General features: G+C 67.0%; 21 protein-coding genes. 12 read left to right on the top strand and 9 right to left on the bottom strand.

The window, feature by feature from the left end; translation table 11 throughout:
- Positions 1-51: 51 nt before the first annotated feature.
- On the top strand, positions 52-897 hold the full coding sequence (locus NDI89_RS11565; protein ID WP_277521736.1) for a beta-keto acid cleavage family enzyme: 846 nt from the start codon (positions 52-54) through the stop codon (positions 895-897).
- Between the two features lie 46 nt (positions 898-943).
- Here the strand turns inward: NDI89_RS11565 and NDI89_RS11560 are convergent, their stop codons facing one another.
- On the bottom strand, positions 944-1126 hold the full coding sequence (locus NDI89_RS11560; protein ID WP_277521734.1) for a hypothetical protein: 183 nt from the start codon (positions 1124-1126) through the stop codon (positions 944-946).
- An 88-nt stretch (positions 1127-1214) separates the two neighbouring features.
- Here NDI89_RS11560 and NDI89_RS11555 point away from each other — a divergent pair, with 88 nt between their 5' ends.
- Together NDI89_RS11555 and NDI89_RS11550 are read left to right on the top strand one after the other, a co-directional pair.
- Complete coding sequence (locus NDI89_RS11555; protein ID WP_277521732.1) at positions 1215-2609, top strand: FAD-binding oxidoreductase; 1395 nt, start codon at positions 1215-1217, stop codon at positions 2607-2609.
- A 119-nt stretch (positions 2610-2728) separates the two neighbouring features.
- Positions 2729-3961, top strand: a complete 1233-nt coding sequence (locus NDI89_RS11550) for a mandelate racemase/muconate lactonizing enzyme family protein (protein ID WP_277521731.1) — start codon at positions 2729-2731, stop codon at positions 3959-3961.
- Positions 3962-4088: 127 nt separating this feature from the next.
- On the opposite strand, the gene NDI89_RS11545 is transcribed toward NDI89_RS11550, so the two are convergent.
- Positions 4089-5570, bottom strand: a complete 1482-nt coding sequence (locus NDI89_RS11545) for a CoA-acylating methylmalonate-semialdehyde dehydrogenase (protein ID WP_277521729.1) — start codon at positions 5568-5570, stop codon at positions 4089-4091.
- 177 nt (positions 5571-5747) lie between these two features.
- On the opposite strand from NDI89_RS11545, the gene NDI89_RS11540 reads away from it, so the two are divergent.
- The 4 genes from NDI89_RS11540 (at position 5748) to NDI89_RS11525 (ending at position 10191) form a co-directional block, all read left to right on the top strand.
- Entirely contained in the window at positions 5748-7085 is a 1338-nt protein-coding gene (locus NDI89_RS11540) for an aminotransferase family protein (RefSeq protein WP_277521728.1), read from the top strand.
- Between the two features lie 90 nt (positions 7086-7175).
- Positions 7176-8501, top strand: coding sequence for an aminotransferase family protein (locus NDI89_RS11535; RefSeq protein ID WP_277521727.1), 1326 nt, complete (start codon positions 7176-7178; stop codon positions 8499-8501).
- Between the two features lie 62 nt (positions 8502-8563).
- On the top strand, positions 8564-9079 hold the full coding sequence (locus NDI89_RS11530; RefSeq protein ID WP_277521726.1) for an Lrp/AsnC family transcriptional regulator: 516 nt from the start codon (positions 8564-8566) through the stop codon (positions 9077-9079).
- A 107-nt stretch (positions 9080-9186) separates the two neighbouring features.
- Positions 9187-10191 (top strand): ornithine cyclodeaminase family protein, encoded by a 1005-nt coding sequence (locus NDI89_RS11525; RefSeq protein ID WP_277521725.1) that lies wholly within the window; start codon positions 9187-9189, stop codon positions 10189-10191.
- Positions 10192-10248: 57 nt separating this feature from the next.
- Here the strand turns inward: NDI89_RS11525 and NDI89_RS11520 are convergent, their stop codons facing one another.
- The 3 genes from NDI89_RS11520 to NDI89_RS11510 all read right to left on the bottom strand — a co-directional run bounded on the left by NDI89_RS11520 (position 10249) and on the right by NDI89_RS11510 (position 13162).
- Positions 10249-10659: a Zn-ribbon domain-containing OB-fold protein gene (locus tag NDI89_RS11520; protein WP_277521723.1), complete on the bottom strand. Its 411-nt coding sequence runs from the start codon at positions 10657-10659 to the stop codon at positions 10249-10251.
- The gene (locus tag NDI89_RS11515) at positions 10656-11831 is read right to left on the bottom strand and encodes a thiolase domain-containing protein (protein WP_277521722.1); all 1176 of its coding nucleotides are present in this window, start codon (positions 11829-11831) and stop codon (positions 10656-10658) included. Before NDI89_RS11515 ends, NDI89_RS11520 begins: the two co-directional genes overlap by 4 nt.
- Before the next feature lie 134 nt (positions 11832-11965).
- Positions 11966-13162 (bottom strand): 3-hydroxyacyl-CoA dehydrogenase, encoded by a 1197-nt coding sequence (locus tag NDI89_RS11510; RefSeq protein WP_277521721.1) that lies wholly within the window; start codon positions 13160-13162, stop codon positions 11966-11968.
- 159 nt (positions 13163-13321) lie between these two features.
- Here NDI89_RS11510 and NDI89_RS11505 point away from each other — a divergent pair, with 159 nt between their 5' ends.
- Positions 13322-13756, top strand: coding sequence for a GNAT family N-acetyltransferase (locus NDI89_RS11505; RefSeq protein ID WP_277521720.1), 435 nt, complete (start codon positions 13322-13324; stop codon positions 13754-13756).
- A 61-nt stretch (positions 13757-13817) separates the two neighbouring features.
- Here NDI89_RS11505 and NDI89_RS11500 read toward each other — a convergent pair whose 3' ends face one another.
- Entirely contained in the window at positions 13818-15074 is a 1257-nt protein-coding gene (locus NDI89_RS11500) for an MFS transporter (RefSeq protein WP_277521719.1), read from the bottom strand.
- 84 nt (positions 15075-15158) lie between these two features.
- A complete protein-coding gene (locus tag NDI89_RS11495; protein ID WP_277521718.1) occupies positions 15159-16133 on the bottom strand; it encodes an LLM class flavin-dependent oxidoreductase in 975 nt (324 codons plus the stop codon).
- Positions 16134-16235: 102 nt separating this feature from the next.
- On the opposite strand from NDI89_RS11495, the gene NDI89_RS11490 reads away from it, so the two are divergent.
- Together NDI89_RS11490 and NDI89_RS11485 are read left to right on the top strand one after the other, a co-directional pair.
- Complete coding sequence (locus NDI89_RS11490) at positions 16236-17402, top strand: enolase C-terminal domain-like protein (protein WP_277521717.1); 1167 nt, start codon at positions 16236-16238, stop codon at positions 17400-17402.
- Between the two features lie 6 nt (positions 17403-17408).
- Positions 17409-18191 carry an enoyl-CoA hydratase/isomerase family protein gene (locus tag NDI89_RS11485; RefSeq protein WP_277521715.1) on the top strand — a complete coding sequence of 261 codons (783 nt, stop codon included), beginning with the start codon at positions 17409-17411 and terminating at the stop codon, positions 18189-18191.
- A 6-nt stretch (positions 18192-18197) separates the two neighbouring features.
- Here the strand turns inward: NDI89_RS11485 and NDI89_RS11480 are convergent, their stop codons facing one another.
- Positions 18198-19334: an acyl-CoA dehydrogenase family protein gene (locus tag NDI89_RS11480; protein ID WP_277521714.1), complete on the bottom strand. Its 1137-nt coding sequence runs from the start codon at positions 19332-19334 to the stop codon at positions 18198-18200.
- Between the two features lie 162 nt (positions 19335-19496).
- On the opposite strand from NDI89_RS11480, the gene NDI89_RS11475 reads away from it, so the two are divergent.
- Both NDI89_RS11475 and NDI89_RS11470 read left to right on the top strand, forming a co-directional pair.
- On the top strand, positions 19497-20411 hold the full coding sequence (locus tag NDI89_RS11475; protein ID WP_277521713.1) for a CoA transferase subunit A: 915 nt from the start codon (positions 19497-19499) through the stop codon (positions 20409-20411).
- Between the two features lie 103 nt (positions 20412-20514).
- Positions 20515-21279 carry a CoA-transferase subunit beta gene (locus tag NDI89_RS11470; RefSeq protein ID WP_277521712.1) on the top strand — a complete coding sequence of 255 codons (765 nt, stop codon included), beginning with the start codon at positions 20515-20517 and terminating at the stop codon, positions 21277-21279.
- Between the two features lie 48 nt (positions 21280-21327).
- On the opposite strand, the gene NDI89_RS11465 is transcribed toward NDI89_RS11470, so the two are convergent.
- Positions 21328-22374, bottom strand: coding sequence for a zinc-dependent alcohol dehydrogenase (locus NDI89_RS11465; protein WP_277521711.1), 1047 nt, complete (start codon positions 22372-22374; stop codon positions 21328-21330).
- Positions 22375-22499 lie beyond the last annotated feature (125 nt).

Below are 22499 nucleotides of genomic sequence, written 5' to 3'. Positions count from 1 at the left end.
CTCGGGGCCGTCCATTAATGCTTTCGTGGTGGCCCGTCTGGAATACGATAGATGAGTTACCAGAATTACCTCGAGGGCGGGAAGCTGATCCTGACCGTCCCGACGACGGGCGGCGTGCAGGGAAAGGAGGCGAACCCGAACCTGCCGGAACAGCCCGACGAGATCGCCGAGGCGGCCCGGGAGTGTGAAAAACTCGGCGCGGCGATCGTTCACCTGCACGGCCGGGACGAACACGGCGAGCGCGACGCGGGTCGGCTCCAGGAGATCAACGACGCCGTTCGCGAGCGCTGCGACGATATCATCATCCAGAACACGACCGGCGGGACGGGGATCCCGCTCGAGCAGCGAGCCGCGGGGATCCGGACGGATCCGCTCCCGGAGATGGCGTCGCTCGACATGGGGCCGATGAACCGGTATCAGCACATCACCTCGGAGAACACGCGCCACATGATCGACACGCTGGCCGCGGAGATGCAGGAGAAGGGGATCAAACCCGAGATGGAGGTGTTCAACAACGGCCACATGAACGAGGTCCACCGCCTCATCGACAAGGGGCTGCTCGAGGAGCCGTACTACATCAACATCATCTTCGGACCGGGGACATTGACGCCGCCGACGCCGGAGAACATGGTCAACATGGTGAACAACCTCCCGGAGAACTCGATCTTCAACGTGCTCGCGATCGGCCCGCACCAGCTCCCGCTGACGACGATGGGGATCGTGATGGGCGGCCACGTTCGCATCGGCATGGAGGACAACCTCTACTACCGTCGCGGCGAACCCGCCGAGAGCAACGCCCAGCTCGTCGAGCGGACGGTCCGCATCGCCGACGAACTCGACCGGGAACTCGCCACGCCTGCGGAGGCGCGCGAACTGCTCGGGATTCCGTCCCGGTGATCGCGACCCCCGACTGAAGATCTGTTCCGCCGGCGTCGACCTCCGATCACTCGGATTCGGCGTCGCGGTAGAACTCGCAGTCTCGCTCGTGGTTCAACTCGTGGCGGTCGTTGCAGACGTCCGCGCGCATCGGGGAGACGAACTCCTCGACGACGTCACAGTAGGCTCGTTCGGTCTCGAACTCGCGATCGCCGGCCGACTCACGGTACGACAGGTAGGGGCAGGTCATGTCTCCACCCAGACGCCCGATCTACGAATAGCTACTGGTGGGACGGAATCGGAGAGCGTTTATCCCAGTTCGCGTCCCATACGGTACCATGCAACGGGACCACGACTCGAGCTACGACTGCGCGTTCCTCGACGACGCGGTCACTGACGGCCGCGTCGCACACGGAGCGAGCGTCCGCGAACAGTACGCGACCGACGAGAGCCCGCACGCCGGACGAGTACCGGACGCCGTCGTCTGGCCGGCGTCGACCGACGAGGTCGCGGCCGTCCTGGCGGCGGCGAACGACCGCGGAGTGCCGGTCACGCCGCGATCGGGCGGGTCCGGCCTCGAGGGCAATGCCATCCCCTCGGCCGGCGGTATCGTCCTCAGCACGGCCGAAATGGGGGGCATCGAGGTGTCGCCGGACGACATGCAGGTGACGGTCGGCGCGGGCGTCGTCTACGACGACCTGAACGAGCGACTGGCCTCCCACGGGCTGCGGTTCGCGCCCGGTATTTCGAGCGGCGACGCGGCGACGATCGGCGGGATGGTCGCGACGAACGCGAGCGGATTCAACGCGGTCCGCTACGGCGAGACGCGCGACCACGTCCGTCGCCTCGAGGTGGTCACCGCCGACGGGCGCGTCGTCGACTGCGGGAGGGACGTCGTCAAGACGTCAGCGGGCTACAGCCTGAAGGACCTCTTCGTCGGGAGCGAGGGGACGCTCGGCGTCGTCACCGAGGTGACGCTCGGTCTCGTGGGGATCCCAGAGTACCGGCGGGCCGCGCTGGTGACGTTTCCCTCGCGCGTCGACGCGTCCGGCGCGGTCGCGGACGCGATCGGCTCGGCGCTGGTCCCGGGTGCGATCGAGTTCATCGACACCACGGCGATCAAGATGCTGAACGCGTATCACGACGACGTCTCCTTCGAGGAGCGACCGACGCTGATCATCGAGTTGCACGCGAACAACAGCGGGATCGAAGAGGACCTCGCGTTCGCGAAGGCGATCTGCGAGGATCACGGGATGCTCTCGTGGGAGGCGGCCGGCGAGGAGAACCTCGACGATATCTGGCAGGCTCGCCGCGACAAGTACCCGGCGACGCAGAGCTACCGAGAGGGGTTAGAGGTCGCGCTGGTCGGCGACGTGGTCGTGCCGATCTCGCGCTACCCCGACATCGTAGAGGAGGTCTCGCGGGTCAGCGAGGAACTGGACCTGCTGACCTCCTGCGTCGGTCACGCCGGGGACGGGAACCTCCACTTCACGTCGCTCGTCGATCCCGACGACGAGGAGATGGTCGAACGGGCACACGAGTTGAACGAGCGCGTCGTCCGGAAGGCGATCGCGCTCGGCGGGACCGCGACCGGCGAACACGGCGTCGGTATCGGGAAGCGACAGTTCATGGACGAGGAACACGGCCAGGCGATCGACCTCATGCGATCGGTCAAGGAGACGTTCGATCCGAACGGAATCCTGAACCCCGGGAAGGTGCTCCCCGACGCGTAGCATATCGGTTCCCGGTCCAGTCTCAGTTCCTCCGCGCGACGACCTCCGTTCGAAGCGACTCGCGATCGCGTCTCGCCCATAAGTTAATATGACGACTCCGAAAAGTGAGATGTGATACCATGTACTCCGACTTCGCGGCGCGGTTAGCGTCCAGCATCTGGCCAGACTTCGGCGACACGCCGGCTCGATCGACGGAGACGCCCGAGATCACCGGCCTGTCGACGGTCGTCGTCGACGGCAACTTCCCGTGGACGATTGTCCGCCTCGAGACGGACGCCGGCGTAACTGGCATCGGCGAAGCCTACCCGTCGCCGGGCGTCCACGAGGTGATCACGGACTACTTCGAGCCGGTCCTCGTCGGCGAGAACCCGCTCGACGTCGAGCGGCTGTATCACCTCATGCGGGAGAGCCTCTCGGGACGGGGGTCACAGCAGGGGATCGGCACGATCGCGATCAGCGGCATCGAACTCGCGCTCTGGGACGCCGCCGGCAAGATCCTCGAGCAACCGGTCTACCAGCTCCTCGGCGGCAAGACCCGCGAGGAGGTCCGGATGTACGCGGACTGCCACGCGGGCGAGGGGATGGTCGAATCGGCGCTCAACGACCAGCCAGACGAGACCTACGAGGCCGACGCCTACGCCCGCGCCGCTCGAGCGGCGGTCGACGACGGCTACGAGATCGTCAAGTTCGACCTCGACGTGCCGTCGGGCCGAGACATCGACACGCTCGCGCGCCACTTCGACCGCCCGGAGATCGAGCACAAGCGCGGGCTGGTCGAGGCCGTGACCGACGAGGTCGGCGACGAGGCGGAGGTCGCGGTCGACCTCCACTGGAACTTCAGCGTGGAGGCGACCGAAAAGCTGTGCAAGGCGCTCGAGCCGTACGACCTCGCGTGGATCGAGGACCCGCTCCCGCCGGAGAACGCGGACGCGCTGGCGACGCTCAACCGGAGCGTCGAGCAGCCGCTGCTCACCGGCGAGAACCGCTACGGTCGTCACGGCTTCCGCGATCTCGTCGAGGAGGAAGCCGTCTCGTTCGTCGCACCCGACATCCCGAAGACCGGCGGCATCGCGGAGACCAAGAAGATCGCCGAGCTGGCCGACACCTACTACCTGACGATGAGCCCGCACAACATCGGGAGCCCCGTCGCGACGATGGCCGGGGTCCACGTGGGCGCGACGGTTCCGAACTTCCTCGCGCTCGAGTTCCACGCCCGCGACGTGCCGTGGTGGGACGACCTCGTCGCCCGCGACGAACCGCTGATTCGGGACGGGTACATCGAGGTTCCGGACGAGCCGGGACTCGGGATCGAACTCGACTGGGACGTCGTCGACGAACATCGGAAAGCGTAGTCGTCGGGCGCTGAGTGCTCGAGTACTGCCCGCTCCGTCCACTCGACGGCGGTGTCTCGATCGGATATCGCGATGATCGGTGCGTGAAAAGCGAGTCGGCCGCTGGACGATGCCGTGCCGCGAGCGTTCAGGCGTCGGGCCAGCGCTCGATGTAGACGGCCTTGTCCGTGTAGAAGTGGATCATGTCCTCGCCCTGCGCGTGGAGGTCGCCGAAGAACGAGTCCTTCCAGCCGCCGAAGTGGAAGAACGCCATCGGCGCGGAGGTGCCGACGTTGACGCCGAGGTTCCCGATCTCGCCCTCGTGTCGGAACTTCCGCGCGTCCGCGCCGCTGCCGGTGAACAGGCTCGCGGCGTTCCCGTACTGGCTCTCGTTCATGCGGTCGATCGCCTCGTCGACGTTCGCGACCGACGCGAGACCGAGCACCGGCCCGAAGATCTCCTCCCGGGAGATGACCATATCCGACGTGACGTCGCCGAAGACCGTCGCGCCGAGGAAGTTGCCGTCCTCGTAGCCGTCGACGGTGACGTCCCGGCCGTCGAGCAGGAGTTCCGCACCCTCCTCGATGCCGGTCTGGATGAAGTTGCGGACCGTCTGCTCGTGGTCGGCGCTGATGAGCGCCCCGATGTCGGTCTCCTCGTCGAGACCGTAGCCGACGACTTGCGCGGCGGCTTCCTCGACGACGAGGTCGCTGAACTCGTCGTACACCGATTCCTCGACGAGAACGATATCGTTAGCGAGACACCGCTCGCCCCCGCAGGCGGTCGCCGACGAGACCGTCTTCTCGGCGGCGAACTCGAGGTCGGCGGTCTCCGTGACGATGATGTGGTTCTTCGCGCCGCCCTGGGCCTGAACGCGCTTGCCGTTTTTCGCCGCGCGCTCGTAGACGAGCTTCGCGATGGGCGTACTGCCGACGAAGGACGCCCCTTCGACGCCGTCGTGGTCGAGCAGGGCGTTGACGGTGTCGGGACCGCCGTTGACGAGCTGGAGAACGCCGTCGGGGAACCCCGCCTCGCCGATGAGTTCGAACAGCCGCTGAGCGACGAGCGGGTTCTGCTCGCTCGGTTTGAGGATGAAGCTGTTCCCGGTCGCGACCGCGTAGGGCAGGAACCACAGCGGGATCATCCCCGGGAAGTTGAACGGCGTGATCGCGGTGAAGACGCCGAGGGGCTTCCGAACCGCGCTCTCGTCGATCTCGGGGGCGGCGTTCAGCAGCGAGCCGCTCTGCATCATCGACGGGATGCCGCAGGCGACCTCCACGTTCTCGATCCCGCGGCGCAGTTCGCCGCGGGCCTCCGCGAGGGTCTTGCCGTGATCCTCGACGAGGAGTTCCGCGAGCTCCTCCTGGTGCTCCTCGAGCAGCGTTTTCAGCCGGAACAGCGGCTGAATCCGTTCCTCGACGGGACGGGCCGACCAGTCCTCGAACGCCTCGTTTCCGGTCCGGACGATTTCGTCGATGTCCGCGGCGGAACTGAACGGGACCGTCGCCAGTTCCTCGCCCGTCGCCGGATTGACGCTGGTCAGTTCCTCGTCGCCCGAGGCGTCTCGCCAGTCGCCGTTCACGTAGTTGCGTACCGTCTTGCTCTCGCCGATCGACGCTAATTCGACCATAGGGGTGCTACCGTGACCGGCGAAATAAAATCTTCGGTCGTTCAGGATATTATTCGAACGAAGGGCGAGAAATACACATCTGCTTCAACAGTTGGAAATAATTTCTGGACTATAGACTTGAAAACATCATCCACCACCAAAGATTAATGAATTAGTACTCCATACCCCTGTGAAAGGATGGCAGAGAAGACACCAGCGTCTGACGATCGGACCGAGGTAGAGCGACTCGACAAGGAGTACGTGTTCGGGACGTGGTCGTTCCAGAGCGAAGTCGATCCGACGGAAGTCGTCGGCGGAGAGGGCGTCCGGTTCACGGACGGATCCGGAAACGAGTTCATCGACTTCTCGGGCCAACTCATGTGTTCGAACCTCGGGCACTCGGCCGACGCCGTCGCAGACGCGATCGCCGAGCAGGCCCGCGAGGGAGCGTACTTCGCGCCCGGGTTCGCGACGGAAGCGCGCGCCCGTCTGGGCGAGAAACTCGCCGAAGTAACGCCGGGAGACCTCTCGCGGACGTTCTTCTCGACCAGCGGCACCGAAGCCGTCGAGGCGGCGATCAAGATCGCCCGGATGTACACGGGCAAGCAGAAGATCGTCTCGCGGTACCGCTCCTACCACGGCGCGACGGCCGGTTCGATCAGCGTCACCGGCGACCCCCGTCGACTGAAGGCCGAGCCCGGCGTTCCGGGCGCGATCAAAGCGCCCGACCCGTACGCCTACGGCTCGACGCTCGAGCCGATGGAGAGCCTCGAGTACATCGACGAGATGCTGATGCTCGAGGGCGACACGGTCGCGGCGATCCTCGTCGAACCGATCGTCGGCTCGAACGGAATCCTGGTCCCGCCGGAGGAGTACCTACCGCGACTGAAGGAGATCGCCCACGAGCACGGCGCGCTCCTGATCTGTGACGAAGTGATGGCCGGCTTCGGCCGCACCGGGGAGTGGTTCGGCTGCGACGTCTTCGACGTCACGCCCGACATCATGACGATGGCGAAGGGACTCTCGGGCGCGTACGCGCCGCTCGGGGCCACCGTCGTCACGGACGAGATCGCCGAGCACTTCGAGGACGAGATGTTCTGCCACGGCCACACCTATTCGGGTCACCCCGTGGCCTGCGCGGCCGGCCTCGCGGCCATCGAGACCTACGAGGAGGAGAACCTCATCGACCACGCCAGCGAGGTCGGCGACTACCTCGGCGACCGCCTCGAGGAGTTGGCCGAAGCCCACCCGAGCGTCGGCGAGACGCGCGGCGTCGGGCTCTTCCGCGGGATCGAGCTGACGAGGGACCCGGACGAGCGGGTTCCCTTCGGCGAACGCGAGGACAAGATCTCGACGGGATCGACCGTCGTGGACGAGGTCGCCGCGGCCGCCGGCGAGGACGGCGTCTACGTCGCGAACATGATCAACACGCTCATCATCGCACCGCCGCTGCCGATCACCGAATCCGACATCGACGAGGCCGTCGCGGCCCTCGATTCCGCCCTCGAGGTCTCCGACGCCGCGATGGACCGCTGACGAGGAGGCGGGCGTCGGTCGCCAGCGAACGCGGCGACCCCGACTCCCCCGACCAAAACGACTGTATCCTGTCACAACATACCACGACCAATGCTCGACGAACCAATCGACTCCGAGACCGACGCTGACGCGAACATCCCACACTGGTACGATCCGTCGTCGCCGGCGATGACGATCACCGGCGGCGACGGCACGCGCGTCGTCGACGACGAGGGAACGGAATACCTCGACTTCGTTTCGCAGCTGTACTGCGTCAACGCTGGCCACGGAAATCAGGCGATCGTGGACGCGATGACCGACCAGCTACAGGAGATCCAGTACGTGTCGTCGGCGAAGCAGACCTCGGCGCGAACCGAGCTGAGCGACGCCCTCGCCGCGGTCGCCCCCGACTCCCTGTCGAACGTGTCGTTCTCCGTCTCGGGGAGCGAGGCGAACGAACTCGCGATGACGATCGCCCGCGACTACGCGGACGCGCCGAAGGTGCTGTCGCGCTGGCGATCCTATCACGGCTCCACCTACGGTGCGGGGAGCATGACCGGCGATCCGCAAACGCGCGAACCGCTCGAGGCCCACGCGTCGACGACGGGCGCAGTGAAATTCCTGCCGCCGATGTCCTACGACTCGCCGTTCGACGCGGACACGCCCGCGGAACTCGCCGAGGCCGCGGCCGACCACCTCGAGTTCGTCATCAGAAACGAGGGGCCCGACACGATCGCCGCGATCCTGACCGAGCCGATCGCCGGCTCGAGCGGCGCGTACACGGCACCGCCGGGCTACTTCGAGCGGGTCCGGGAGCTCTGCGACGAGTACGATATCCTGCTGATCGTCGACGAAGTGATCACCGGCTTCGGCCGCTGCGGAGACTGGTTCGGCGTCCAGACGGAGGGCGTCGAACCCGACATGCTGACCTTCGCGAAGGGAGTCACGAGCGCGTACGCACCGCTCGCGGGCGCGATGATGCGACCGGAGATCGCGGACCACGTCCGATCGGGCGGCTTCGACCTCGGACAGACGTTCGGCGGCCACCCAGTGGGGTGTGCCGCCGGCGTCGCCGCGCTCGAGGAGTACGCCGACGGACTGATCGAAAACGTCCGAACCACGGAATCCGCGTTCGCCGAGGGGCTCTCGGCGCTCGAGCGCGACCACGACGTCGTCGCCGACGCGAGGGGGAGGGGCTTCCTCCGCGCCGTCGAATTCGCCGATCCGGAGACCGGCGAGCCGTTCCACGACCCGCGGGTCGACGACGGAGACAACCCGGTACGGGACGTGATCGCCGAGGCGAGCGACCGGGGCGTGCTGTTCGGCGCCGGTCGCCCGGCGACACAGATCATGCTCGCGCCCCCGCTGTGTACCACCACCGACGAAATCGAAACCGCGATCGACACGCTCGGTTCGGCGATCGACGCCGTCTTCTGAGCGAATCGGTTCGGGGGAGGAGAGTACGGAATCTTATTACCCCGAAGTCAGTAGGAATTGCCATGAACCACACCGACGCCACACCGGATCTCGACGAAAACGACCTCGACATCATCCGCGAGCTCGAGCGAAACGACGAGAAGAACCTCGAGGAGCTCGCCGACGAACTCGACCTCTCGAAGTCGGCGATCCACTACCGGCTGAACCAGTTGAAAGAAAGCGGCGTGATTCGGAACATCTCCGCGGACGTCGACCCCCGCGCGCTCGGCATGTCGATGGTCATCATCACCGAGGTGTACGTCTCCCACGAGAGCGGCTACGCCGACGAGATCGGCGACGACCTGGCCGACCTCCCCGGCGTGCAACAGGTGTTCTACACGATGGGGGACGTCGACTTCATGGTCGTGTCTCGCGTCCAGAACCACGACCAGATGAACGAGCTGATCGACGAGATCGTCGCCCTCGAGGGCGTCAACGAGACGTCGTCCCGATTCGTGATGCGTGAACTCAAGAACGGCAATCGGATCCTGGAGACCATGTCCGAGGGGATGGTCGATCGGGTACTCGAGACCGAGTGATCGGCTGTCCGTCTACGCTGACAGGCCTCCGTCGGAGCCCGTCGCGTTCGCCTTCCGACTGCGCTCGACCGGTTGTCTTTTTCTACTTCGCGTGTGAGTTGCTGCGTATGACAGACACACTGTTTCTCACCAGTGAAGAAGTCGACGGGCTCGCAACGCCCGCCGAATACGTCGCCGTCGTCCGCGACGGCTACCGCCAGCGCGGCGAGGGCGCACCGGCCCTGCCGCGACAGACGTTCCGCCGGGAGAACCCCGACGGGAAGCTGACGAACTACTCGACCATCCTGCCCGAGACGGGCGCGATGGGCGGCTACATGTACACGTCCGGCTTTTCGGGGCCGAACGCGTGGTTCGTGACGCCGCTGTTCGACGCCGAGAGCGGCGAGCCCCTCGCGCTCATCGACGGGGCGAGCATGAACCCGTTCAAGACCGGAGCGACCGGTGCCGTCGCCGTCGACGCGCTGGCCCGGGACGACGCGACCACGCTCGCCGTCATCGGCAGCGGCGCGCAGGCGCGCGGTCAACTCCACGCGACGGCGACCGTCCGCGACCTCGAGCAGGTCCGCGTCTTCTCGCCGACGCCCGAAAACCGGGAGACGTTCGCCGCGGAGTTCGACGACCACCTCGAGGCGTCCGTCGACGCGGTCGACTCGAGCGCGGCCGCCGTCTCGGGCGCGGACATCGTGATCACGGCGACGAAGGCGTCCGATCCGGTCTTCGACGGCGAGGACCTCGAGCCCGGCGCGCACGTGACGGCGATGGGCCAGTACACCCCCGGCCGGCGCGAACTCGATACGACGACCATCGAGCGAGCGACGTACGTTCCCGACCTCCGCGAGCGCGTGACGCAGGACGCCGGGTCGTTCCTGGCCGCTCTCGAGGCGGGCGTCGTCGACGAGGACCACGTCCACGCCGAACTCGGCGAGGTCGTGGCGGGGACCGAGCCCGGCCGGACGAGCGACGACGAGATCACGGTCTTCGACAGCGGCGGCACGGGTATCGAGACGGTTGCTGCCGCCTACATGCTCTACGAAAAGGCGCGTGAGGAGGGGCTCGGGACGGAGTTCCCCATCGCACCCGCCAGCGAGGCGCTGACCGGTCGGCTTCCCTGAAAGCGTCGCGACAGCTGTGTTCCCCGTTCTCGTCGCCGATCGACCCCGAGCGGCGCGTCAGCCGTCTTCGGGGACGAACACCGGAACCGCGATCTCCGAGTCGTCGACGTCGCGGAACTCGACCGCGACGCGCGTTCCGATCTCGACGGCCGACGGATCGGCGTCGACGTTCGTCATCAGCCGCGGTCCCTCCTCGAGTTCCACGTACGCGAGGACGAGCGGGAGGTCGTCCTCCGGCCACCCGCTCATCGTTCGGGCGGTCGAGTACGAGTACACCTCGCCGCGGCCCGACGACTCGCGCCACTCGACGTCCTCGCTGAAGCAGTCGGGGCATAGCGAACGCGGATAGTGGTACACGAATCCGCACTCTTGACACTCGCGGACGAGGAGCTCGCCCTGCGCGGCGGCCGTCCAGTACCGTTCCGTCTCCGGAGTCACGTCGGGGACGGGACGCGGGTCCCAGCTCATCGGTCTTCCCTCCCCAGAACGACGGTCGCCGCGCCGTGGCGAGTGCCGATGCTCCCGCCCGTTCCGTGGGCGAGTGCGACGTCGGCGTCGACTTGCACCTCTGGATTCGTCTCCCGCCGGAGCTGGCGAACCGCCTCGATGACCTTCGTCATGCCGCCGCGGTTCGCGGGGTGGTTCGAACACAGGCCGCCGCCGTCGGTGTTGAACGGGAGGTCGCCGTCGGGCGCGCGCAGCGTTCCGCCCTCGACGAACGATCCGCCCTCGCCTTTCTCGCAGAAGCCGAGGTCCTCGATGGCCTCGAGCACCGTGATCGTGAACGAGTCGTAGATCGACGCGTAGTCGACGTCGTCGGGACCGAGCCCGGCCTCGTCGAAAGCGCGCGAGCCGGAGCGGTCCGCGGCGGTCTTCGCGAGGTCGATCCGGCCCGCGTCGTGGTGACCGATCGATTCGCCGAACCCGAGGAGTTCGACGCACTCTCGGCCCAGGTCCGACCGGACGTCCTCGGAGACGACGACCAGCGCACCGCCGCCGTCCGAGATGACACAGCAGTCGAGGAGGTGGAGCGGGTCGGCGACCACCCGGGACTCGACGACGCCCTCGACGGTCACCGGCTCCTGATACATCGCCTGCTCGTTGTACTGAGCGTGGTGTGAAGCGGCAGCGCGGATCTCCGCGAGCTGTTCGCTCGTCGTCCCGTGCTCGTGCATGTGCCGCCGTGCGGCCATGCCGTACATGGTCACGTTCGTGGCCCCGTAGATCCGCTCGAAACTGTCCTGGACGGTTCGCAGGCCGCGAACCCCGGACCCCGTCGCCTGCCCGCGCGATCTGGGTCGACCGGCGAGCGTGACGAGCGCGACGTCGCACCGGCCGTCGCGAATCGCGCTCGCGGCGTGCCCGACGTGGCTGACGTACGACGACCCGCCGAAGTCCGTCGTATCGGCGTACGACGGCTCGAGTCCGAGATAGTCGGCCATGATCAGCGGCGGCAGTCCCGAGTCGTACTCCGGGACGCCGGCCGTGAAGTAGCCGTCCACGTCGCCCTTTTCGAGTGTCGCGTCCTCGAGTGCGCCCTTCGCGACCTCCGCGTGCAGCTGCATCGTCGACTTGTCCGGTGCCTCTCTCGTGGGGTGTTCGAACGCCCCGGCGATGTACACTGGCTCTGTTCCTGCCATTAGGCATCAATTCACAAGCGACCCCGTAAGCGTTGGTGGTTCGCCGCACGGGTCGACGACGGTTCGCAGTGACCGATTCCCGCCGCTTTTCGACGGTCATCGGCGCGTCAGCCGGAAAGAGGGGCCGCGCCGATTCAGTAGAACGTCTCGTCGTTCTTCGCCTTCCTGACGAGGAGGTCGCAGGGGAGGGTCTCCGCGAGTTTGTTCGTGTCCTCGTGGCGGCTCGCCACCTCGGTCAGTTTCTCTAGGATGACGTCGGCCCCGACCTCGTCGGCCTTCTCGAGGGGCCCCGTCGGCCAGTTGCCGCCGAGTCGAGCGCCGGTGTCGATGTCCTCGACGCTCGCGACGCCGTTTTCGACCATCTTGGCGGCCTCGTTGACGATCGGTGCCCACACCAACAGCGTGTCGAACCCCTGTCCGGCGTCCACCGAAATCTGGGGCTCGTCGCGCTCGTCGTACTCGTAGTACCCCGCGTCGGCCTTTCGGCCGTACCGGCCCTTGTCGTAGAGCTGGTGGAGGATCGGGCAGACGTCCGTGTCGTAGGACATCGGGCGGTCGTCCTCGAGGTGATCCTGTTCGCCCTCGACGCGGAGCTGAATACCCCCGGTGAAGTCGGCGAGCTCGAACGGCCCCATCGGGAACCCTTCTTTGTATTTCATCGCCGAGTCGATCTCCTCGAAGGAGTGTTCGCCCCGATAGGCCATCCACGCCGGGCCTTCGCCGTAGGGCCGCATGAGCCGGTTGACGATGAACGAGGGAACGTCGACCTTGCAGCGGATCGGCGTCTTGCCGAACGAGTCGACGAGCGACTCCGCGGTATCGGCCACGCCGTCGGGCGTGTGCTCGGTCATGATGACCTCCACGAGTTCCATCAGCATCGGCGGGTTGAACCAGTGCGTCCCGATGACCCGTTCGGGGTTGTTGGTCGACTCGGCGAGTTCGGTGATGTTGAGCCCCGACGTGTTCGTCGCGAGGATGGCGTCGTCGGGGGCCGCCGCGTCGAGATCCGCGAAGATGTCCTGCTTGACCGCCTGCCGTTCGACCGCCGCTTCGGTGACGAACTCCGCGTCCTCGACCGCCTCGTCGAACTCCGTCGTGAAGGAAAGCCGCTCGAGGGCCGCCTCTGTCTCCCGCTCGGTCGCGTCGTCGTTCTCGACGGCCTTCCCGTAGGACCACTCGATCTCCTCTTCCGCCTCCTCGAGTTGCGACTCGTCGATGTCGGTGACGGACGTCTCGTACCCCGCGAGGGCTGCGACGGCGCCGATGCCGCGTCCCATCTGTCCCGCACCGACAACTGCGACCGTTTCGATATCGTCGATAGTCACGACCATGTCTCCAACATTTCTCGAGTCTCTACATAAATCTCGGTGACAGTACCGCCTCGATATCGATCCGGACGATCCGGCGACGGCGAGTTCTCGAGCCGCGATGCGGCGCGACCTGCCCCAGCGACCCGCGGTTTGATTAGCCGTGGCTCCCCATAGCGGTGTATGTCATCAGCCGACATACGCGAAGTGACGACGGAGAGCGAGCGCCGGGCGGCGTTTCCGATCCTCGTCCAGCTCCGCGATCACCTCGACGTCGAGTCCTATCTCGCCCTGTTCGAGGAGATGCGCGAGGAGGGGTACCGACTGTTCGCGCGCTACGTCGACGGCGAGCCGGTGGCGGTCGCCGGCGTGAAAATCGCGACGAACTTCTACCTCGGCCGGCACGTCTACGTCTACGACCTCGTGACCGACGAAGACCGACGGTCGGAGGGCCACGGCGAACGCCTCCTCTCGTTCGTTCACGAGTGGGCCGCCGAGAACGACTGCGAGGCGGTCGAACTCGAGTCGGGGCAGTGGCGCGAGGACGCCCATCGATTCTACACGGAGAAGATGGGCTACGAGGAGTACTGTACCTCGTTCGTTCACCACCTCTCGTGACTGCTTCGATCTGGCTTGCGGAAATCACCCCCCTCAACGGTCGTCTACCAGCGACAGCTGATTACCGGGACTGCGAGCGGTCCGTCGCCGCGGGAGATTCGGGAGCCACGCTCGAGAGGAGGAGTCCGAGGACGGTCAGCGCGGTCGCGTAGGCGAATGCGGTCAGGTAGCCGCCGGTCCAGTCGATGAGCGCGCCGGTGATCAAGGGTGCCGAAAACGCCCCCGCAATGCCCGCCGACGTGACGAACGCGAGCGCAGTCCCCGAGATACTCGTCTCGACGACCTCCTGAACGTAGCTGTAGACGACCCCGAACGTGAGCTGGATGACGAAGCCGGCGGCGACCAGCGCCGCGACGATGACGGCGAGTCGCCGCGTCCACCCGATGAGGACGACCAGCGGCACCGAGACGAGAAACGACGCCTGAAGCAGCGGAACGCGGCGCTGACCGAGGAGGCGATCCGAAATGAGGCCACCGCCGGCCCGGGACAGCACGCCCATCGCGGGAAAGATTGCGGTCAACAGCCCGCTGAGTCCCGCCGAGAGGGCGAACTCGTTCCCGAGATACGTGGGCATCCAGCTGTTCATGAACAGGTAGTAGGAGTAGGCGGCGAACGCCATCGCGGAGCCGTACCACACGACTCGATGGCCCAGCACCGACGTGAAATTCGACCGCATCGACGCGGTGTTCGTCACGGGATCGACCTCGAGGCGGCGGACCGACAGCGAAATCACGCCGATCACGAGGCCGGCGACGGCGCTCATCACGAGGAAATTCGCGGGCCAGCCGGCTCGCGCCGTGACGATCGGCCCGAAGAGTTGCCCGAGCGCGAATCCGGCCGGGGCACTCGTGACGTAGACCCCGATCGCGGTCCCTCGATTGGCACCGGAGACGGCACCCCCGATCAGATTCGTCGACGCCGTCCAGATCACGCCCACCGCGACGCCCGCTAGCAGCCGCGACGCCAGCAACGGGTAGAACGTTCCTCGACGACCGGCCCACCAGCTCCAGACCCCCGCGGCGATGAGCACCGCGGTTCCGACCACGATCATACGATACTCTCCCAGTCTGTCGATCCAGACGCCGAGCGCGAAGTTCGTGAGCGCCCACGTCCCCGGGACCGCGCTCACGAGCCAGACAGCAACGGCCGGCGTCACCGCGAGGTCGTCGGCGACCTGCGAGAGGACGCTCGCGGGTGCCATCACGTAGTAGTGAGCCGCTGCTGTCAGCAGCCACGTTCCAAGGAGACAGCCGACGAACGCTCGTTCGGCGATCAGTACCCGACCGGCGGCACGCAGCCGACCCTCCGTCACACTCATATCGAGACATCAAATTCGGGGGAGTTAAAGATTCGAATTTCCCCGGCGCGGAGACGATTCAACGGTCCCGCGAGACGATGCGTCTCAATCGACGATATCCGCGAACCGCTGTAACTGCTCGCGCTGATCGGCCGCCGTGAATCGCGTGACGAACGTCTCTACGCCGGCGTCGGCGTAGCGCTCGAGGTGGTCCGCGACGACCGACGGCGGCCCGAACGCCCCGCGGCCCCGAATGTCGTCGTCGCTCAGTTCGCCCCAGGAGGGGTAGTACCGGTCGAGGAAGTCCCGCGCTTGCTCGATCGCCTCGGCCTCGGTCTCCGCGATCACCACGTCCTGGTAGTAGGCCGCGTCGAAGCCCGCGGCGTCGCGGCCGGCGTCGTCGACGATCTCGCGCGCCCGATCGAGACCGCCCTCGTACATCTCGGGCGACATCCCGATGGGGAGCCAGCCGTCGCCGCGGTCGGCGATGCGGTCCCGTATCTGACGCGGAAAGCCGTCTCGGGGGTCGAACGTCGCCGATGCGATGTAGACCGGCGGTGACCCCCCGGACGGACGGATCCCGATATCGGCGTCGGTCAGGTCGAAGAACTCGCCGTCCGCGGAGACGGGGTCGTCGCCCCAGAGCCCCTCGAGGATCTCGAGCCCCTCGTCGAGCAACGCCCCCCGCCGCTCGTAGGGGACGTCGAGCTGTTCGTGTTCAGTCTTGACGCCGTCTCCGACGCCGACACCGACGCCGAGCGCGAGGCGGCCGCCGCTTACCTGATCGACCGTCGCCGTCTGGTGGGCGACGTGAACCGGGTGCCGGAGCTGCGGGAGATAGACGGCCGTACCGAGGGTGACCGACTCCGTCGCGCTCGCGACCGCCGCCAGCGTCGAAAGGGGTTCGAGCCGGGGCTTCGCCAGCACGCTGTCGCCGGCCCAGACGCCGTCGAAACCGAGCGATTCGGCCCGGCGAGCGAGGCCGATGACTTCCGACTGGACGCGGGCGGTCTGCTCGAGGGAGTCGTCGGCGGACAGTACGACGCCGCGGGTCGGCAACACGAACCCGTGTGATACCATACCACCCGTTTTCGACGCATCGCCGTAACCCTTTGCGCTCGAGCGGCGCATCACCGCGATGCAAACGCATTTGGAACTCGTTCGATATGTGATACCGTACCGATGGCACCAACGATCACGCGCATCGAATCGATCGAGTTCGGCTACGACCTCCCGGAAGTCGGCTACGCGCCGAACGGGTTCAGCATCGTCTACGACCCCGATTCGACGACCGAACGGAAACTGTTCGCCCTGCGAGTCCACACCGACGAGGGCACCACCGGCGAGTACGTCGGCGGGAACTCGCCCGGCGCGGCCCAGCTCAACATGATCGCCGACTACCTGATCGGGAAGAACCCCCTCGAGCGCGAGCGCCACTGGAGCGCGTTCAAGCGCGCGCTTCGAAAGTACGACTGGATGGGGATGGGACCGATCGACATCGCGCTCTGGGACTTCGCCGGCAACTACCGCGACGCGCCGATCCACGAACTGCTCGGCAGCTATCGCGACTCCTTCCCCGCCTACGCCTCGACGTACCAGGGCGACCGAAACGGCGGCCTCGACTCGCCCGACTCCTACGCCGACTTCGCCGAGGACTGTCTCGAGCTGGGGTATCAGGGGTTCAAGATTCACGACTGGGGCGGCGACTGGACGGACCCCGAGGAGACCGCCGCGGTCGTTCGCGAGGTCGGCCGCCGCGTCGGCGACGAGATGGACCTCATGCTCGACCCCGCCTGCAACCCGGCCACCTTCGCCGACGCGCTGAAGATCGGGAAGGCCTGCGACGAGGCCGACTTCCTCTGGTACGAGGATCCCTACCGCGACGGCGGCGTCTCCCAGCACTCCCACCGGAAGCTCCGCGAGATGCTCGACACCCCGATCCTCCAGACCGAGCACGTTCGCGGGCTCGAGCCCCACACGGATTTCGTCGCGACGGAGTCGACCGATTTCGTCCGGGCGGATCCCGAGTACGACGGCGGGATCACCGGCGCGATGAAGATCGCCCACATGGCGGAAGGGTTCGGACTCGACGTGGAGTACCACGCGCCGGGGCCTGCACAGCGTCACTGCCTCGCCGCGACGCGCAACAGCAACTACTACGAAGTGGCGCTCGTCCACCCGATCTGTCCGAACACCCAGCCGCCGGTGTACGCGGACGACTACTCGGACATGCTGGACACCGTCGACGCGGACGGCCGCGTGCAGGTACCCGACGGATCGGGACTCGGCGTCGAGTACGACTGGGACGAGATCGAGGCCCGCGAGATCGGGCGACGAGTGTACGAGTGATCGACGATGCCCGAAGACATCCGATACGAGACGGACGGCGGTATCGCGACGATAACGATCGATCGCCCCGACGTACACAACGCGTTTCGCCGGGAAACGATCCTCGAGCTCAACGAGGCGCTGCGCGAGGCGGCCGGGGACGACGGCGTCTACGTCGTCGTCCTGACCGGGGCCGAGGGCGGCTTCTGTGCCGGGGCCGACGTCACGGAGATGCCCGACTGGAGCGAGGAGATGACCGAGGAGGAGTACGCGGGCTACCTCTGGGCGGTCCAGAACGTCGTTCGGCAGCTCCGCGGAATGGAGAAGCCGTCGGTCGCCGCGGTCGGCGGCCCCGCGGTCGGTGCGGGCTGTGACTTCGCGCTGGCGTGTGACCTGCGCGTCATCGGGCCCGACGGGTTCCTCCGCGAGGGGTTCGTCCGCGTCGGCCTCGTCCCCGGCGACGGCGGCTCGTGGCTCCTGCCCCGCCTCATCGGCGAGTCGAAGGCCAAGGAGTACCTCCTCACCGGCAACGACATCACGCCGGAGGACGCCGTCGACCTCGGCCTCGCGGTCGACGTCGCCGACGACCCCGTCGAACGCGCGACCGAGTTAGCAGATGACCTCCTCGAGCTCCCCGCGCTGGCCGTTCGACGGACGAACGCGCTCGTCGATCCGGAGCAATCGTTCGAGGAGTACTGCGAGCGGGCGATCGCGTACCAGTGGGAGTGCGTCAACGACCCCGAACACGCGGAAGCGATCGCGGCGTTCGGCGAGGGCCGCGAGCCCGAGTTCGAGCGCGACTACTCCTGACTCGCCTCAGGCGAGATCCCGCAGCCCCTCCTGCTTCAGGCTCGCCGCGATCTGATTCTTCTGGACCTCGTCGGTCCCGGCGGCGAGCCGGCGGCCCCGCGCGAGCCGGTAGAGGTACTCGAGGGGATGGCCCCGCTGGTAGCCGTTCGCGCCGTGGACCTGCAAGGCCTCGCTGACGACGCGCTCGACCATCTCGCTGGCCTGGAGTTTGGCCATCGAGGCATCGCGACGGTCGGGGATCCGCCCCTGCTCGTGAGCCCGCGCCGCCGCCCGATGGGTGAGCGCCCGCGAGGATTCGAGCGCCGTCGCGGCGTCGGCCAGCTTCCACTCGATGCCCTGAAAGTCGCCGATCGGCTGGTCGAACTGCTCGCGCTGGTCGGCGTAGTCGAGGGCCTTCTCGAGGGCACAGCTGGCGTAGGCGTTCGCGAGCGTCGCGCTTCCCAGCCGCTCCCAGTTGAGCGCTCGGAGCTGGTTCTTGAAGCCGTCCGGGCCGCGCGTGACGACGTTCTCCTCGGGCACGGTCACGTCCTCCATCACGAAGTGGGTCTGGTGGTGGCCCGCCATGTTCTCGTAGTGCTGCTGGATCTCGACGCCGTCCCAGTCGAACTCGACGACGACCGAGCCCAGCCCCTCGGGGAACTTCGTCCAGACGAGTACTGCGCTCGAGTGTTCGACGTTGCTCACCCACGTCTTCTCGCCGTCGAGGACCAGCTCCGAGTCGGTCTCCTCGATCCGCGTTCCCATCGATCCGACGTCGGAGCCGGCTTCCGGCTCGGAGATGCCGATCGCGATGCTGTCCTCGCCGGCGAGGACCGGCGGCAGGTACCGCTCCTTGGCGTCGTCGGTCCCGAACAGTTCGATGGCGCGCGGCGCGACGAGCGTCTGATTGTAGAGGAACTCCGCGGTATCGGGACAGACGCGGCCGACGGCCTCGATGGCGAGGATGGCGTCGAGTTCTGTCATCCCCCCGCCGCCGTACTCCTCGTCGAAGTTGACGCCGAGAAAGCCCCGGTCGGCCAGCAGTCGCACGTTCTCCCACGGCGGTTCGGCGCCCCAGTCGAACGCCCGCTCGGCGAACTCGCGGTCCGCGATGTCTTCCAGCGACGAGACGAGCAGCTCCTGCTCCGGGTCGAGCGAGATCATGTGTCATGGTATCGCGGCGTCCGATATCAATGTACGCCAACCGGACTCGTTGCCCCGACGCGACATCGCAGGGGAGACTCGCCTGCCGATACCGCCTCGAAGTGCCTCAACACCAATTCTTATGTGCGGATTTCGCCATTCATTCCGTAGTTCAGCACAGCTATGAGCAAACTCACGTCCATGCACGACGCCGTCAGCGACGGCGTCTCCGACGGTGATAGCGTCTATCTCGCGGGGTTCACCCACCTCATCCCGTTCGCTGCGGGTCACGAGATAATCAGACAGGAGAAACGCGACCTCGAGCTGATCAGGGCCACGCCGGACCTGATCTACGACCAGCTGATCGCCGCCGGCTGTGCGCGAAAGGCGACGTTCTCGTGGGCCGGCAACCCGGGGGTGGGCAGCTTACCGGCGTTCCGCCGGGCGGCCGAGGACGGGATTCCGACCGAACTCGAGCTCGAGGAGTACACGCACTTCGGGCTGATCGCCGCCCTCGACGCGGGCGCGTCCAACCTGCCCTTCGCCCCGCTGCGGGGGTTCATCGGCTCGGACCTGCCCGAGCACAACGACAACATCGCTCGCGTGGAGAGCCCGTTCGACGACGACTACGTCTACGCCGTCGCGCCGATCGAGCCGGACGTGGCGGTCGTCCGGGCCCAGCGGGCCGACGAGTCCGGGAACGCACACCTCTGGGGGATCCAGGGGGAGGTGAAGATCGCCGGGCTGGCCGCCGATACGGTGATCCTCTCGGTGGAAGAGCTCTGCTCCGAGGAGACGATCCGCAGCGATCCGAACCGGACGGTCATCACGAGCGACGACGTCGATCACGTCGTCCACGACCCCTACGGGTCGCATCCGTCGTACGCGCAGGGCTACTACGGGCGGGACAACGAGGCGTACATCGAGTGGGCCGAGATCGCGAGCGACGTCGACCGCGTCGAAGCGTGGCTCGACGAGTGGGTCTACGGCGTCGAGAACCGCCGCGAGTACGTCGAAAAGCTGGGCGTCGACAGGCTGCTCGACCTGCAGCCGGATCACTCGTACGCGACGCCCGTCGATATGGGGGCGTACCGATGATCGATCGACTGTGCAGCGGACGGGTGACGTCCGGGCGCTCGAGCGTTCCGGAGAACGGCAGCGCCGACCGATCGAACGAACCCGAATCCACGGAGGCACTCCAATGAACTACACGAAGAGCGAACTGATGGTGGTCGCGGCCGCGAGGGAACTCGAGAACGACGATTCGGTGCTGGTCGGGATCGGCAAGCCGAATCTGGCGTGTAACGTCGCCAAGCGAACGCACGCGCCGGATCTGCAAATGGTCTACGAGTCGGGGACGATCGGCTCGAACCCGTCGTCGCCGCCGCTCTCGATCGGCGATCCGGTGCTCGCGTCGGGGGCGGTCTCGATCGAACCGATGCGGAACAACTTCAACTACCAGCTGCAGGCCGGCCGTCTCGACGTCGGCTTCCTCGGCGGTGCCCAGATCGACAAGAACGGCAACATCAACTCGACGGTCATCGGCGACTACGACGACCCGGACGTTCGACTGCCGGGCAGCGGCGGGGCCTGCGAGATCGCGTGCCACGTCGGCCGCACGCTGATGATCACGCCGCACTCGGCGCGGCGGTTCCCCGAGGAAGTCGACTTCATCACGAGTCCGGGCTACGTCGACGGCCGCGAGGGCCGCAAGGAACTCGGCCTCTCCGGCGGGCCGGAGGCTGTCATCACCGACCTCGCCGTCTGCCGGTTCGACGAGCGCGGGGAGATGTACGTCGCCGCGCTTCACCCGAACGCGACGCGCGAGGAGGTGCGAGCCGAGACCGGGTGGGAGATCGAGTTCGCCGACGATCTGGAGACGACGCCGGAGCCGAAAGAAGAGGAACTCAGGCTGATCCGCGAGGATCTCGATCCGGACGAGATGTACACCGATCAGGCCGAGTGAGCGCTCCTTTCGTTTTGCGAGCGAGCGGCGACTCCGGCGAGCGTCACGTTACGGCCGAAGCGTGATCTTGATCCCCTCGCGCTGTCGGGTCGCCTCGAAAGCGTCCTCGTAGTCTTCGAGGGGGTACGACGGGCCCAGCGCCGGCGAGAGGTCGGTATCGCCTGCGATCGCGATCGCGCGCCGCCAGCTCGAGTCCCGCCGGCCGTAGACCGTCGTGATCGAGACGCCGCGTCGAACGAGGCGAGTGAGGTCGACGGGCACCGTCTCCGCGCCGTGGAAGATGCCGATCTGAACGATTTCGCCGCCCCGGCGGGTCGAGGACGCCGCCAGCGAGAACGCGTCCGGGTGGCCGGCCGCCTCGATGAAGACGTCGACGTCTTCCTCGAGTCCGTCTTCGACGTCGTCGGTGACGACCGTCCGAGTCGCGCCGAGTTGCCTGGCGAGCGGGAGGCGATCCCCGCGGTCAGCGTCGGTCCCGGCGACGGTGATCGAACTCGCCCCGCCCGCGACTGCGGCGACGAGCGCGCCGATCCCGACCGGTCCCGGCCCGGTGATCGCGACGCTGTCGCCGGGCTCGAAGCCGGATCGCTCGATCCCGCGGACGGCGAGTCCGAGGAGCTCGAGGAAGACGCCCTCGTCCGCGCTCAGCGAGCCGATCGGATAGATCGTCTCGCGGGGGACGACGGCGTACTCCGCGAGCGCGCCGTCGAGCTCGGTATCGAGCCCGAGGATGCGCCGGTCCGGACAGATCGCGAACGAGCCCGAGCGACAGCACCGACAGTGCCCGCAGCCGACGATCGGTTCCACCGCGACGCGCTCGCCCGTCGCGACGCCGTCGACGTCGGGCCCGATCGCGTCGACCGTGCCGGCGAACTCGTGCCCGAACAGCTGGGGTAACGCGTCGGCGTAGTGGCGTTTGCTCTCGTGCCAGTCGTAGATCAGTGCCTCCGCGCCGCCGTCGATCCCGACCGACTCGACGCGAATTCGGACCTCCCCGGGTCCCGGTTCGGGGACGGGAACCGACTCGAGGGCCATTCCGGGTTCGGGCGTCGTCTTCACTAGCGCGGTCATTCGGTCCGTCGCGTTCGGTGTCACGTTCGGAGCGACGCGGCCGACGGGCATATAGCTCACGCGGGTCGGCGTCGACCGGGGAGAACCGGTCTCGGCAGTGACTCGGTCCCGTCGTTCCAGTCAGCGATCGGGCCTCACAGTCTCAGTCG

Source organism: Natrinema salsiterrestre (assembly GCF_029502005.1).
GTDB lineage: Archaea > Halobacteriota > Halobacteria > Halobacteriales > Natrialbaceae > Natrinema > Natrinema salsiterrestre.
The sequence above is the reverse complement of the archived record's forward strand: the minus strand, read 5'-3'. Positions and strand labels throughout refer to the sequence as shown.